Source organism: Shewanella sp. VB17 (assembly GCF_013248905.1).
Classification (GTDB): Bacteria; Pseudomonadota; Gammaproteobacteria; order Enterobacterales; family Shewanellaceae; genus Shewanella.
In genome coordinates, this window is record NZ_JABRVS010000001.1 from 1,154,659 (window position 1) to 1,167,803 (window position 13,145).

The 13,145-nt window shown below is 37.4% G+C and carries 13 protein-coding genes; 11 read left to right on the forward strand and 2 right to left on the reverse strand.

Translation table 11 applies throughout. The annotated features are described in order from the left end of the window. The first annotated feature begins 172 nt into the window (after nucleotides 1–172). The 4 genes from HQQ94_RS04845 (at nucleotide 173) to aroG (ending at nucleotide 4,548) form a co-directional block, all read left to right on the forward strand. Nucleotides 173–547: a YacL family protein gene (locus HQQ94_RS04845; protein ID WP_173293346.1), complete on the forward strand. Its 375-nt coding sequence runs from the start codon at nucleotides 173–175 to the stop codon at nucleotides 545–547. A 658-nt stretch (nucleotides 548–1,205) separates the two neighbouring features. Then, entirely contained in the window at nucleotides 1,206–2,456 is a 1,251-nt protein-coding gene (locus HQQ94_RS04850; RefSeq protein WP_173293347.1) for an ammonium transporter, read from the forward strand. Between the two features lie 153 nt (nucleotides 2,457–2,609). After that, nucleotides 2,610–2,969 carry a hypothetical protein gene (locus HQQ94_RS04855; RefSeq protein WP_254304002.1) on the forward strand — a complete coding sequence of 120 codons (360 nt, stop codon included), beginning with the start codon at nucleotides 2,610–2,612 and terminating at the stop codon, nucleotides 2,967–2,969. Nucleotides 2,970–3,489: 520 nt separating this feature from the next. Next, complete coding sequence (gene aroG / locus HQQ94_RS04860; RefSeq protein ID WP_173293348.1) at nucleotides 3,490–4,548, forward strand: 3-deoxy-7-phosphoheptulonate synthase AroG; 1,059 nt, start codon at nucleotides 3,490–3,492, stop codon at nucleotides 4,546–4,548. 70 nt (nucleotides 4,549–4,618) lie between these two features. On the opposite strand, the gene HQQ94_RS04865 is transcribed toward aroG, so the two are convergent. Next, nucleotides 4,619–4,795, reverse strand: a complete 177-nt coding sequence (locus HQQ94_RS04865) for a hypothetical protein (RefSeq protein ID WP_173293349.1) — start codon at nucleotides 4,793–4,795, stop codon at nucleotides 4,619–4,621. Between the two features lie 285 nt (nucleotides 4,796–5,080). Here HQQ94_RS04865 and HQQ94_RS04870 point away from each other — a divergent pair, with 285 nt between their 5' ends. The 6 genes from HQQ94_RS04870 (at nucleotide 5,081) to HQQ94_RS04895 (ending at nucleotide 11,268) form a co-directional block, all read left to right on the forward strand. Next, nucleotides 5,081–6,856 (forward strand): ABC transporter ATP-binding protein/permease, encoded by a 1,776-nt coding sequence (locus HQQ94_RS04870; protein WP_173293350.1) that lies wholly within the window; start codon nucleotides 5,081–5,083, stop codon nucleotides 6,854–6,856. Between the two features lie 75 nt (nucleotides 6,857–6,931). Further along, nucleotides 6,932–7,180, forward strand: coding sequence for a hypothetical protein (locus HQQ94_RS04875; RefSeq protein WP_173293351.1), 249 nt, complete (start codon nucleotides 6,932–6,934; stop codon nucleotides 7,178–7,180). A 630-nt stretch (nucleotides 7,181–7,810) separates the two neighbouring features. Further along, entirely contained in the window at nucleotides 7,811–8,404 is a 594-nt protein-coding gene (locus HQQ94_RS04880) for a DUF5610 domain-containing protein (RefSeq protein ID WP_173293352.1), read from the forward strand. Between the two features lie 81 nt (nucleotides 8,405–8,485). Continuing rightward, nucleotides 8,486–9,226 carry a ferredoxin--NADP reductase gene (locus tag HQQ94_RS04885; protein WP_173293353.1) on the forward strand — a complete coding sequence of 247 codons (741 nt, stop codon included), beginning with the start codon at nucleotides 8,486–8,488 and terminating at the stop codon, nucleotides 9,224–9,226. A gap of 65 nt (nucleotides 9,227–9,291) precedes the next feature. After that, nucleotides 9,292–9,888, forward strand: coding sequence for a glutathione S-transferase (locus tag HQQ94_RS04890; RefSeq protein WP_173293354.1), 597 nt, complete (start codon nucleotides 9,292–9,294; stop codon nucleotides 9,886–9,888). 444 nt (nucleotides 9,889–10,332) lie between these two features. Further along, nucleotides 10,333–11,268: a Dyp-type peroxidase gene (locus HQQ94_RS04895; protein ID WP_173293355.1), complete on the forward strand. Its 936-nt coding sequence runs from the start codon at nucleotides 10,333–10,335 to the stop codon at nucleotides 11,266–11,268. A gap of 121 nt (nucleotides 11,269–11,389) precedes the next feature. Here HQQ94_RS04895 and argR read toward each other — a convergent pair whose 3' ends face one another. Continuing rightward, nucleotides 11,390–11,860, reverse strand: coding sequence for a transcriptional regulator ArgR (argR, locus tag HQQ94_RS04900; protein ID WP_173293356.1), 471 nt, complete (start codon nucleotides 11,858–11,860; stop codon nucleotides 11,390–11,392). 341 nt (nucleotides 11,861–12,201) lie between these two features. Between argR and mdh the strand changes: the two genes are divergently transcribed. Beyond that, nucleotides 12,202–13,137, forward strand: coding sequence for a malate dehydrogenase (gene mdh / locus HQQ94_RS04905; protein ID WP_173293357.1), 936 nt, complete (start codon nucleotides 12,202–12,204; stop codon nucleotides 13,135–13,137). Nucleotides 13,138–13,145: the final 8 nt, after the last annotated feature.

Consider the following 13,145-nt stretch of genomic DNA (forward strand, 5'->3'; position numbering starts at 1 on the left):
TTACCTGAAAATAAAGGACGCTAAGACGTCCTTTATTTTTGCTTATTATTAATCATTTACCTTTATTCTCTCAGTTATTTTGTCATTTGCTAACAGTATTTTTTCGTTTTAATTACCTATCTTATCTCCCATTGAGTTAAAATAATAATAGACATGTAGTAAGGTCAATATTATGGAATATGAATTTCGACGAAATACCTTAACTGGTACTGTACTTGCTAACTTTAGTATGGGTCATGAAGCGTTAGGCTTTTGGTTCGCAGAAGAGTTGGGAGAAAATGAAGAGAAGTACGATAAAATCTATCAGATAGTGGTTAAATTACAATCAAATCAGTTGATTCATTGGTGCTTGGTAGGTAAAGCGTTATCTATAGAGTTAGATACTGAACAAGTCAGAATTTTTGCCAATGAGCTTGAAAATGGTGAAGTGTGTGAACTTGAAGACGCAATGTCTTTTTATGATGGCGAGTCAGAGGCATTTTGTGGTTTAGAGGATTTTTTATCAGCACTTCAAAGCTGGCACTCTTTTTTAAATGAAAATCATTGAATTAATTAAAATTTAATAGACAATTTGCGATTGTTGAATTGTGCACAGATGGCATCTATGCACATTAGCATTTTTCTCTCCTTGTTTGCCTTTTAATCCCTCCACATCATTCCAATATGCAGAATGTAGTATGTTGAAAAGTGACAGCGTCAGTCGTTGCTAATTCCTCTTTGGCCCTCACTGCTGAAGTAACGGCTTCATAGCTCAAACTTTGTACCTCCATAGAGGAATGAAGTGTCTTATTCTGATAGAAAAACAAGCTTTCATTCAACACCTTTTGATTCAATATTAATTCGCCACACATTTTTACGATGCTCCCTTATTTTTTGGCTGCACTAATCATGTGCATCTAAATTTAATGTGCACTGATAGGGTGCGAAAATGTTGATTATTTCTTTGTTGCAAACATTCTAAAGTATTAAAAAATATAGGTTTGTAACTCTGGCCTAATGCTTGAATTAGATGTTAATAACCGTACATAGTAATGCTGGTTAAGGAGAAGGGGTGCATTGGTCAGTGTGATTATTAAGCCGTATAGATTAATACTGTATGTGAAATTATAGCGGAAGTGGCATTAAAAGCATGACGCTGAACTCGAATGGCTTATTCGTATCTGTACGAGGAGATTTGACAATGAAACATTTTAGAGGAGGGTGTGATGGAAGATTTACTTCAGTTAGGGGTGACAGTATCTGAATTAAGGTTTGCCTTAGATACATTTTATTTGTTGATTTCCGGTGCGCTGGTGATGTGGATGGCTGCAGGTTTTGCCATGTTAGAGGCGGGCTTAGTGAGATCAAAAAATACGACAGAAATTTTAACAAAGAACGTATGTTTATATTCGATTGCTTGCATTATGTATCTAATCATAGGATATAACATCATGTATGTCGGTAATACCGAAGGAGGGTGGTTACCTTCTATGGGAATTTTGATCGGTGATCAAATTAGTGAGGCTGAACATGCATTAGAATCTGATTTCTTCTTTCAGGTTGTGTTTGTTGCTACTGCGATGTCTATCGTTTCTGGTGCGGTAGCGGAACGTATGAAATTGTGGGCTTTTTTAGCTTTTTCGGTGGTGATGACTGGGGTTATTTATCCTATTGAAGGGTACTGGACTTGGGGGGGAGGTTTTCTTTCTAAAGCGGGATTTGTTGATTTTGCGGGGAGCGGTATTGTTCATATGGCTGGTGCAGCCGCCGCCATTGCTGGTGTGTTATTACTTGGTGCTCGAAAAGGAAAATACGGTATAAATGGGCAGGTTAATCCGATCCCTGGTTCAAACTTACCAATGGCGACATTAGGTATGTTTATTTTATGGATGGGATGGTTTGGTTTTAACGGTGGTTCGCAGTTATTGGTTTCTAATGCTGAAAGTGCCACTGCCGTTGCTAGGATTTTTCTTAATACCAATTCTGCTGCAGCATTTGGTGCCGTGTCATCATTAATAGTATGTAAATTCATATGGGGTAAGGCGGATTTAACGATGATTTTAAACGGTGTGTTGGCAGGGCTTGTAGCGATTACTGCTGATCCTTTCTCGCCTTCTTTGATGATGGCAGGTGCCATAGGTTTATTTGCTGGTGGTTTAGTCATTTTTTCGATTGTTACGTTAGATCGTATTAAAATTGATGATCCTGTTGGGGCTATTTCGGTTCATGGTGTTGCAGGTTTTTTGGGGTTAATGTTGGTGCCTATATCAAATAGTAGCGCCACGTTCCTAGGCCAACTCTATGGTGCTGGTGTCATTTTTGTGTGGGTGTTTAGTATGTCTTTTGCTGTTTGGTATGTACTTAAAATGACGATGGGGATCCGTGTTACTGAGGAGGAGGAATATAATGGAATGGATGCATCCGATTGCGGTATTGATGCTTATCCTGAGTTTGTATCGATAAAAAGTGCAGGTTAGCTTAGTTGTAGCGTAGGGATTGGTGGCTTCACTTTTTAGTAGACTAGCAGTACCAGATTAATAGCATAGGTAAGGTTCTATTAGATAGTCATTATATTGATTGAATGTGTAATACTTAATGGCATGACTTTTAGTTGTTAAAGTAGGGTTAAGATGATTTATTTAAGAAGCGAAGTGGTGTGTTATTTGCTCTTTTTTTTATTTGCGTTTTATTTCAGTCCCATCGCTTTTTCTGGTCAGATTGTTGTGCGTAAATCAAGTGAGCCATTTGATGCCTTTGCTGTGCGTGATGAGGTTTTACGTGAATATGAGTGGAAAGAGGCGTTAAGGATGCAGCAGCAAATAGACATTTTGCAGTCGCTGCCGTTGAACTGTATACCTTTTCGTAGTCCTTATCACTATTACCACTGTAATGGTCTTTTTTACCGACCTTATTTATATGAAAATAAAGAGTTGTACATTCAGGTTGACGCGATTGATGGAACTTCTACATTGATGGATAAAATTGATTAGGTTATTGCTTATTTGGTTTTTTTTGGCCATATAAAGTCGATTTGAGCCATGGATATAAGTTACATGGGGAAAGGTGTCAACACCCATATTCGATCTTATCAGTTTACATATCAGCCAGTTTGGATGCGATAAGAAATCATGATAGTTATGCTTTATGCTGATAAAAATATTAACTTTATTTTCAATCCTATAAGGTGAAAATGTTAATTTAAGTAAGCTGGTTGATAGGAATAATCTGCAATTTTCTTATAAAGTTTACTATATCTAAGTTTAAGATCAAATGACTACCAAAAGTCTATATATGACTATAATTTAAAGAGATTTAGACCATAAATGAGTCTATAGAAAGTATTATATTTTTTTTTTCGGTTTCTTATGTAATTGAATTTAAATGATTAAGTTATTTATTGTGCTTATTTATTATATCTTGATTGCATTGTGGTGTAATACTGGATAAATTGGGGATAGTATTGCTATTGAGTAAATGTGTTTAAACGTTAGCCGGAGTAAGTCGATTACCATGTATTATAAAAATGATGATGTACGAATTAATAAGATCAAAGAACTATTGCCTCCTATTGCGATCTTAGAACGGTTTCCGGCGACAGAGTGTGCTTCTGCAACGGTTTTTAATGCACGTGAAAATATACATCACATTCTAAAAAAGAAAGATGATCGCTTATTGGTTGTTGTCGGCCCTTGCTCAATTCATGATCCTGTCGCTGCGCTAGAATATGGTCAGCAATTGGTTAAACTGAGAGAGAAATATAAAGATCAGTTAGAAATCGTCATGAGAGTGTATTTTGAAAAACCACGTACAACCGTTGGTTGGAAAGGGTTAATTAATGATCCGGATATGGATAACAGTTTCAAGCTTAATGATGGATTGAGAATTGCACGTAAGTTGTTAGTGGATCTTAATGATCTTGGTATGCCAACAGCGGGAGAGTTTCTTGATATGATCACACCTCAGTATGTCGCTGATTTGATGTGTTGGGGTGCAATAGGAGCTAGAACAACTGAGTCTCAGGTTCACCGTGAATTGGCTTCTGGTTTATCTTCTCCTGTCGGGTTTAAAAATGGCACTGATGGCACAATAAAAGTTGCTATTGATGCTATAGGCGCTGCGAGTGCTCCGCATCACTTTCTTTCTGTGACTAAATTTGGCCACTCGGCCATTGTTGAGACGAAAGGAAATACTGACTGTCATATTATTCTTCGTGGTGGTAAAGAGCCTAATTACAGCGCTGAGCATGTAAGTGAAATTAAGCAGCAGCTTGATAAAGCACATTTAGATCTTAATATCATGATTGACTTTAGCCATGCCAATAGTGCTAAGCAGTTTAAGCGTCAGATGTTAGTGGGTAAAGATGTTGCTGGACAATTAAGTCAAGGTGATAAGGCTATATTTGGTGTGATGATTGAAAGCAATCTTGTTGAAGGACGTCAAGATTATGTTCAAGGCGAACCTCTTTGCTATGGCCAAAGTATTACAGATGCTTGTTTGGGGTGGGGGGATACTGAGTCATTATTAGAAATGCTTAATGACAGCATAATTACTCGTCGTAGCTTAGGATAATTTATATACCGAAATAAAAAGGAGGTGCTAGCCTCCTTTTTTTATAATGATTTTTTTGTTTTTTTTGTTATCACACTCTATTTTGTTTAACTAAGTATTCGTTGGCTTTTGCAAGACTTCCAAAAGAAGCAATAAGATTACTTTGACCTTTTTGTTGGATATCAGCGTCAGCTGATTGGGTCATCATCCATACCCAAGTTTGAATGAGTGGTAATGGAGGATATTGATCTTGAGATGAATCCAGCATGTATATTTCCTTTAAATAACGGAGTAAAGGTTCACTAGCCCTTAACTCGAACGGTCGTTTTTATGTCATCAAATAGTACCAATTTACTGTAATTTATGTAACATAAATTACACTCTTATGACTTATTTTAAAAATAAACATCATATGATACAAGTTTAATTGGTTTCATTTCAAATTTAATGTCCTCATTGAATAAAATAAAACAAGGTTAACGAGTGTATAATTAGATATACTCTAACTTGTTTAGGTTTACTACTGCTCATAAAATAAGTGAATGGAATTTTAATGCGCCCCTCTCTTTATTTTGATGGCCCTGTCGATAAATTGAATTGGTATGTGCTTAAGTTACTTTGGCCCTATCTTTTTGAGTATAAAAAAAGAGTGGGTTTAGCGCTTCTGTGCTTAATCATTGCTAAGCTTGCCAGTGTATCTATGCCTTTTATTCTAAAGCATTTGGTCGACAGATTAACGCAAGCATCGCCTGAACAATTGATCAGTATACCGATATCTCTTGTACTTGCTTATGGTTCTTTACGTTTGCTTAACACGCTTGTATCTGAGATCAGAGATACTCTTTTTGGGCGAGTAACGGAGCGGGCGATACGACGACTAGGATTATCAGTTTTTGAGCATCTTCATCGATTGGATCTCGAGTTTCATTTAGAGCGAAGAACAGGAGGGTTGTCTAGAGATATTGAGAGAGGCACGAGTGGTGTTAATTTTTTAATGCGATTTATGATCTTTAATATTGTCCCTACTTTATTAGAGATAATCTTAGTTATAGGTATTTTATTTTATAATTATGGTATTGCTTTTGCCGTTATAACACTCGGTGCAGTGTTGACTTATGTTACTTTTTCTATATTTGCTACTGAATGGCGAACAGGCTTTGTGAGAGATGCGGCTAAAGCTGATTCAGATTCCAGTTCCCGTGCGATAGACAGTTTGCTTAACTATGAAACGGTAAAGTATTTCAATAATGAAGCCTACGAAGCTGAGCGTTATGATGTTGCTCTGGATGAGTGGGAGCAAGCTAAGCGTAAAAATCGATTGTCTCTTTTTGCGTTAAATGCAGGTCAAGCGCTGATAATTTCAACGGCAATGGCCTTAATGTTGGCTCTCGCCGCTTATTATGTGGTTGAAGGTTTAATGACAATCGGTGACTTTGTGTTAATTAATGCGTTTATGATGCAGTTATTTATGCCGCTCAATTTTTTAGGTTTTGTGTATCGAGAGATACGTGGTGCTTTGGCTAATATAGAACGGATGTTTGGTCTATTAGAAAGACGACCGTTGATTGAAGATAAGATAGATGCGAAAGAGTTGGTCGGTGTCTCTGGAGAAGTAAAATTTGAAGATGTGAGTTTTAGTTATGATTCCCGCCAGATATTGAAGAAGATCAGTTTTTCTGTATTCCCAGGCCAAAAAGTCGCCATTGTTGGTGATAGCGGCGCGGGTAAGTCTACTATCGTTAAATTACTATTTAGGTTTTATGATGTTGACAGTGGCAAGATTAGTTTGGATGGTATTAATATTGAGTCATTAACACAAAATGCTCTGCGACAATCCATGGCTATAGTTCCTCAAGATACCGTACTGTTTAATGATTCCCTATTAGAAAATATACGGTATGGAAAACCTGATGCAAGTGATGAGCATGTTGCAGAGGTCATTAAGATGGCTCATCTTACTGACTTTGTAAAATCATTACCAGAAGGCTGGTATACTAAAGTCGGTGAGCGTGGATTAAAGCTTTCTGGTGGAGAAAAGCAGAGGGTTGCGATTGCTAGGGCTATCTTAAAAGGCTCTCCACTATTGATTTTTGATGAAGCAACCTCTTCCTTGGATAGTCATTCTGAGCAGGTGATACTTACTGCGTTGAAGGAAGTGGCTAATGGGCACACCAGTCTTGTTATTGCCCACCGATTGTCTACAGTGGTTGATGCAGATAATATTATCGTTTTGAGTCAGGGGGAAATTGTCGAAACAGGAAAACATTCATTTTTGTTAAAAAATAAAGGTTTATATGCGAGATTGTGGTGCATACAAAATCAGAAATGAGAATTCAGCATAGGTTCAGCTTGGCAACTGTATAATTAAGTTATACTTAAAGATAATAATTTTAGGAGGTGATAAATGAAAAATATTCCTTTGCAAGTCAACATTGAAGGTCAAGATTGTACGGTTGATACTGATTGGTTAGCGATAATGGCAACGTTGAAAAAACGGGGTTTAGCCCAAAGTGAATTAACCAATATTTACTTAGAGTTATCTGCTGGAATGCGTGTGACGACTCGAGGTTTAACATTAGCGGAAATTAAGCCGACTGTAGTACTAGAAGGTATTATTCGTGAGACTAAGTGCTCAGAACATGATCATGTATAATATTATACGTGATTAATCTGATGAGCTTGCCTTGAAGAAAGTAAATTTTTCCAAATTCCTTTTCAGCAATAATGTCAATTTTTAGGCCGTCTAACGCCTCAATAAAAAATCAGAATGACCCATGAAGAGAGCATTTCCTATTTTCAACTCTGATTGCGTCAACACCTTTCTCAATATGTGTCGATATACCTTCTGACATATTTATGCCCGTTATCGTCATGTACTAGCCCTTACTGATAGATTTAAGGGACTCTTTGGTGCGTTCGTAGGGAAGAGCATTTATAGATATATTTTGATGACTCGTAGCCAGTTGACTGGCACAAAAATGTCCAGCAACACTTAAATCTGAGTTTTTTTATGTTTTCTGTATAGGCGATCAAGGGGGACAATTTTAGTGTTAGTAGTAGCATTGAAATATTAAAGCTCCGATGCAAAAATGACTTTGGATACCAGAAGAACTTAGAGAAAGGGAAATAAGTATGCCTTAATCATGTCATTAATATTTTTCTTATAATACAAAAGCATAGTGATCTGTTTGTGAGTAAAAAAATATGATGAGTTAATAACGACTAAAGTTGAGTTAAAAGTAGTCGATAATAGTTATAGTTAGGTATCAATTGAGAGGCTGTAATGGAAATTCATAATCAGGGTTCAGAAGTATCGCGAATTGCTAAAAATAAGACTGAAGTCTCCGATAATAATGGTCAATCGGTGTCAGAAATAGCCAGCAAAAAATCAGCTTATGTCAGCAGTAAGGAATTAATGAATTCAGCTATTATCTCAGCTCAGCAAGAGGTGAATCTACGTTCAAGCAATGAACCTATGGTGCTCCTTTATCGCGCAGCTATCGAAGCTATTAATGAAAAGTTAGCTCCGACGATGGGCGATAATGCTCTACAAACGGCCTATGATAACGGCGTTGATACTTCAGCCGAGGCGACTGCGGATAGAATCATTAATTTTGCGACAAATTTTTTTAGTCTTTACCAAGAGCAAAACTCGAATACATCATTTGATGAACAGTTGAATTCATTTATGGATATCATTGGTGGGGCTATCGATCAAGGATTTGATGAGGCAAAGGAAATACTTACTAATTTAGAGGTGTTAAAAGGAGATATTGCCAGTGGTGTCGAACAAACCTATGCATTAGTCCAAGAAGGGTTATTAGCGTTTAAAGAGAGCTTTAATTCTGATATGAGCGATGATCAGGAAAAACCTTAACCTCTGAAGTTTTACGCTATATACCTGATCTCTAATATATGCTAAAAATTGATTGGGATCATTTATACGTTGGAGTCATTCATGTGGATTGAAGGAGAAGTTATTGAGCGGATTGATTGGTGTGAAAATCTGTTTTCTTTAAAAATTAAAGTCGATCTGGAGCCTTATATAGCAGGTCAGTTTATTAAATTAAGTCAAGTCATTAATGATAAAAGGATTGCCCGAGCTTATTCAATTGTGAACGCACCAAACTCCGATTTTATAGAAGTGTTAGCAGTGTCGGTTCTTGATGGATTGTTATCCCCTAATTTACAAAAGCTTAAGGTTGGTGAGTGCATACAAGTATCAGCTAAAGCTGCAGGCTTTATGACATTAGAAGAAGTACCACCTCAGGGGAAAGATTTGTGGTTACTTGCTACAGGTACCGCTGTTGGACCATTTATTTCTATACTAGAGACCGTTGAACCTTGGGATAGATTTGAACATGTTGTACTTGTCTATGGGGTTAGAGAAGCCAAAGATCTTGCTTATAAAAATAAGTTATTACAGCTTGAGAAAAAATACCCAAATCAATTTAAGTTACTTTTTTCTGTTACGCGAGAACCTTATCCTAATGCACTGACAAGTAGAATATCTACCGCACTTGAATCTGGTGAAATAGAGCGGCATTTAGGTCTTAATATCACAGCTGAAAATTCCCAAGTGATGTTATGTGGTAATCCTGAAATGATTAAAGATGCTAATCGTATCTTGTTAGAAAAAGGCTTAAGCAAAAACCTTCGTCGAGCGCCTGGACAGATAACAATAGAAAAGTATTGGTAGACTCGACTGCCTAAGTATCTCGACTAACCTATAATCTAATATTTATAGGTTAAGAGATTAACTAAATGAGATTATTATATTCAGAGACGTCTCCCTATTCTCGTTGTGTTCGGGTACTGATCCAGCACCTTGAGATTGATGGCATAACGGAATGTGTGGTTAATCCTATGGACAATAGTGAAGATCTACTTGATATCAATCCATTAGGTAAAATCCCTTGTTTACAACTTAATGACGGCTCTCCGCTTTATGACAGTAAAGTGATCCTACGATATTTAGATCATCATTTTGGAGGAAACAGACTCTTTGGTGGTAACGGATATCATTGGAAGAGTGAATGTCAACTTTCTCTGATTAATGGCTTATTGGATGCCGCAGTCTCTTTAAGGCAAGAACAGCTTAGAAAGTTTGAAGGGAAATGTTCTCTATTTTGGACGGCTAGATATGAACAATCATTGTTAAGAGGGCTAAAAGAGATAGAAAGATCAGGTGTTATGGTGACTCCAGAATTGACGATCCAACAAATTTGTTTAGCGTGTTTACTCGAATACCTCGACTTTAGGCATTCAGATTTACAATGGAAAAGAGTTGCGCCAGCAACAGCAACTTGGCTGTCGGGTATTGAACATCTCACTATGATGCGCAGTAGCAGGCCGAGTTAATATGCCGTTAGCATGTCAGATATAGATTCTAAAGTGTTGTTTGCAATTTTTATAGTACTGATAGGTGAATCAATAAAATGAGAGCCTTATAGACTCTTTCAAGATGACAACAGCCTGCTAACTACGAAGTAAACTGTTAGCTTTATCAATTAGTTCCCGTTCAAAGAGTCAGTCTAGGTGTTTAGTGCCTTCTTTATGTTTTGTTCTTGTCGTCTATGTTGTGGTGATCTATTGGGTTTTAAGATGGGGATGCAAAAATTTGCTTACTGTTACATATTCTCTTGTTTTACAGAGGCGTAAAGTGAGTTAAATATTAAGATATTCATGTATGCTAAAGAGTGTAAGCTTGATACTGGTTTTATTGATGGGTCGTAATATCATTAATATTTAAAATTGTAGATAATACTGTCAATAATAAATGAATACTCAAAGGTGATTTTAGAGATGGAAAATCAGGTTATGCCACGTGAACAATTGGGAGTGTGTGCTGAAGGTAATTTACACAGTGTTTATTTAATGTTTAATGCTAATGATGGCGTTGAGTCGCAATTACGACCTTGTTTAGCCAATATCGCTCAATATATCTATGAGTTGAGTGATCAATATGCTGATACTGCCTTTAATGGCTTTATCGCTGTCGGTGCTAATTATTGGGATAGCTTGTACCTATCTAATCGCCCCGCAGAATTAAAGCCCTTTCCTGCAATGACTGCCGGTAATCGTGATGCACCAGCTTTAGAGTATGATTTATTTGTACATATTCGCTGTGATCGTTTTGATATTTTGCATTTGATAGCCAACGAGATATGTCAAATGTTTGAAGGTTTAGTGGAGTTAGTCGATGAAGAGCGTGGTTTTCGATTTATGGATAATCGAGATTTAACTGGCTTTGTTGATGGCACCGAAAACCCGAAGGGACGTCATCGTCAAGAAGTCGCGCTAGTGGGTGATGAGGATAAAGATTTTAAATCAGGCAGCTATGTTCATGTGCAAAAGTTTGCTCATAACTTGAGTAAATGGCATAGACTTCCTCAAAAAAAACAAGAAGATATTATTGGTCGAACGAAGCAAGATAATATTGAATATGCCGCTGCTGATAAGCCACTAACGAGCCATGTTAAGCGTGTTAATCTTAAAGATCTGCAAGGAAACCCGATGGAGATTTTAAGACAAAGCATGCCTTACGGAACAGTAAAAGAGCAGGGGCTTATGTTTATTTCAAATTGTCGTAATTCAGATAACTTTGAACAAATGCTCAACAGCATGGTGCATGGAGATGAGCATGGTAATCATGACCACCTACTACACTTTAGCCAAGCATTAACAGGAGCCTCTTTCTTTGCTCCCTCGTTAGATTTTATTGAACGCGAGTCGCACTAAATATTGTTTTGTTTAAACGATTTAAAATTGTATGTTCTGCTACTTTTAAGTGGCAGATTCAATATTAAGAGTGCTGGTGTTTATCGGCTCTCTTAATTATTTAGCGTGCTCTTAATAGAGATCAGCTTGTAAAGTTGAACAGTGACTTAACCGTCATTAAGGTTTTGTTGATTTCTTGGATATTGGATGGGGTGATAAAAATCGTATCATCACCTGCTATGGTGCCGAGTATCCCTTCTGGTTTACCGATTGAATCGAGTAAACGGGCAATCAATTGGGCGGCGCCAGGGCTTGTTCTTACCACTATCATTGCTTGATTGTGATCAACATCTAACACGAGGTTTTTAAGTGGACTACCGGCTGTAGGTATGCCAAGTTCTGCTGGGAGGCAATATACCATTTCTTGCTTAGCATTACGGGTGCGAACAGCACCAAATTTGCTGAGCATTCTAGATACTTTTGATTGATTGATATTACTATAGCCTTCAGCTTGAAGAGCAATGACTATTTCACTTTGGGAACCGAAGCGTTCCTCTTTCAAAATGGCTTTAAAGGTTCTAACCAGTTGATCTTGAGTTTTTGTTGCTTGCATTTTTTTATTCTTTAATATTCAAAAAACTGTGTCATTCTGAATATACTAGACGTTTTTGTCAACAAATATTCTACTTTTGTGAATAAAAATTCACGAAAGTTTTATTTTTTTATTGATTGTAATGAATGTAAACGGTACAAGTTATACATGATTTTTAGTGTAAAATAAATGTTATTTCACACTGCTATCTTTAATTAAGCTCTTTTAAAGATAATGAAGAAAAATAAAAATCTAATCAAGGTTAAGGGGGAATTGAAATTGTCTGATTGATCCAGTAGTCTTGCGGGTATCTAGAAAGATAAATCCACATCATAAACACCTAATAAATGACGGAGATAACTATGAAAGTTGCTGTACTTGGTGCCGCTGGTGGTATTGGACAAGCTCTTGCCCTACTGCTTAAAACGCAATTACCTGCCGATTCTAAACTATCACTATATGATATTGCTCCTGTAACACCAGGTGTTGCGGTTGATCTTAGTCATATTCCGACTGCTGTTGAAATAAAAGGTTTTGCTGGCCAAGATCCTTCGCCAGCACTTGAGGGTGCTGATGTTGTTCTGATCTCTGCAGGCGTTGCTCGTAAACCGGGAATGGATCGTTCAGATCTATTTAATATCAATGCTGGTATCGTGAGAAACTTGGTTGAGAAGTGTGCTGCTACTTGTCCAAATGCTCTGATCGGTATTATTACTAACCCTGTTAATACTACAGTGGCTATTGCTGCTGAAGTATTGAAAGCCGCTGGCGTGTACGATAAAAATCGGTTGTTTGGCATTACTACGCTTGATGTGATCCGCTCTGAGACATTCGTTGCTGAAGCTAAAGGCCTTAATGTTGCGGATGTTAAGGTGAATGTCATTGGAGGCCACAGTGGGGTGACGATTCTTCCACTACTTTCTCAAATAGAAGGTGTGAGTTTTACAGATGATGAAGTTGCTACATTAACAACTCGTATTCAAAATGCAGGTACTGAAGTTGTTAATGCTAAAGCAGGTGGTGGTAGCGCGACGCTTTCTATGGGGCAGGCTGCTTGTCGTTTTGGCCTTTCACTTGTGCGTGGTTTGCAAGGTGAACAAAATGTTGTTGAGTGTGCCTATGTCGATGGTGGGAGTGAACATGCTGAGTTTTTTGCACAACCTATTTTACTCGGGAAGCATGGGGTGGAAAAAGTGCTAGCTTATGGTGATATTAGTGAATTTGAAGCTAATGCTCGTGACGCAATGCTTGATACACTACAAGCCGATATTAAACTGGGTGTCGAGTTTGTTAAATAAGCATCGAA

What these genes read in the sequence shown, in the direction of transcription:
- HQQ94_RS04845 (WP_173293346.1), top strand. Translation starts at nt 173, where the DNA reads ATGGAATATGAATTTCGACGAAATACCTTAACTGGTACTGTACTTGCT.
- HQQ94_RS04850 (WP_173293347.1), top strand. Translation starts at nt 1,206, where the DNA reads ATGGAAGATTTACTTCAGTTAGGGGTGACAGTATCTGAATTAAGGTTT.
- HQQ94_RS04855 (WP_254304002.1), top strand. Translation starts at nt 2,610, where the DNA reads ATGATTTATTTAAGAAGCGAAGTGGTGTGTTATTTGCTCTTTTTTTTA.
- aroG (WP_173293348.1), top strand. Translation starts at nt 3,490, where the DNA reads ATGTATTATAAAAATGATGATGTACGAATTAATAAGATCAAAGAACTA.
- HQQ94_RS04865 (WP_173293349.1), bottom strand. Translation starts at nt 4,795, where the DNA reads ATGCTGGATTCATCTCAAGATCAATATCCTCCATTACCACTCATTCAA.
- HQQ94_RS04870 (WP_173293350.1), top strand. Translation starts at nt 5,081, where the DNA reads ATGCGCCCCTCTCTTTATTTTGATGGCCCTGTCGATAAATTGAATTGG.
- HQQ94_RS04875 (WP_173293351.1), top strand. Translation starts at nt 6,932, where the DNA reads ATGAAAAATATTCCTTTGCAAGTCAACATTGAAGGTCAAGATTGTACG.
- HQQ94_RS04880 (WP_173293352.1), top strand. Translation starts at nt 7,811, where the DNA reads ATGGAAATTCATAATCAGGGTTCAGAAGTATCGCGAATTGCTAAAAAT.
- HQQ94_RS04885 (WP_173293353.1), top strand. Translation starts at nt 8,486, where the DNA reads ATGTGGATTGAAGGAGAAGTTATTGAGCGGATTGATTGGTGTGAAAAT.
- HQQ94_RS04890 (WP_173293354.1), top strand. Translation starts at nt 9,292, where the DNA reads ATGAGATTATTATATTCAGAGACGTCTCCCTATTCTCGTTGTGTTCGG.
- HQQ94_RS04895 (WP_173293355.1), top strand. Translation starts at nt 10,333, where the DNA reads ATGGAAAATCAGGTTATGCCACGTGAACAATTGGGAGTGTGTGCTGAA.
- argR (WP_173293356.1), bottom strand. Translation starts at nt 11,860, where the DNA reads ATGCAAGCAACAAAAACTCAAGATCAACTGGTTAGAACCTTTAAAGCC.
- mdh (WP_173293357.1), top strand. Translation starts at nt 12,202, where the DNA reads ATGAAAGTTGCTGTACTTGGTGCCGCTGGTGGTATTGGACAAGCTCTT.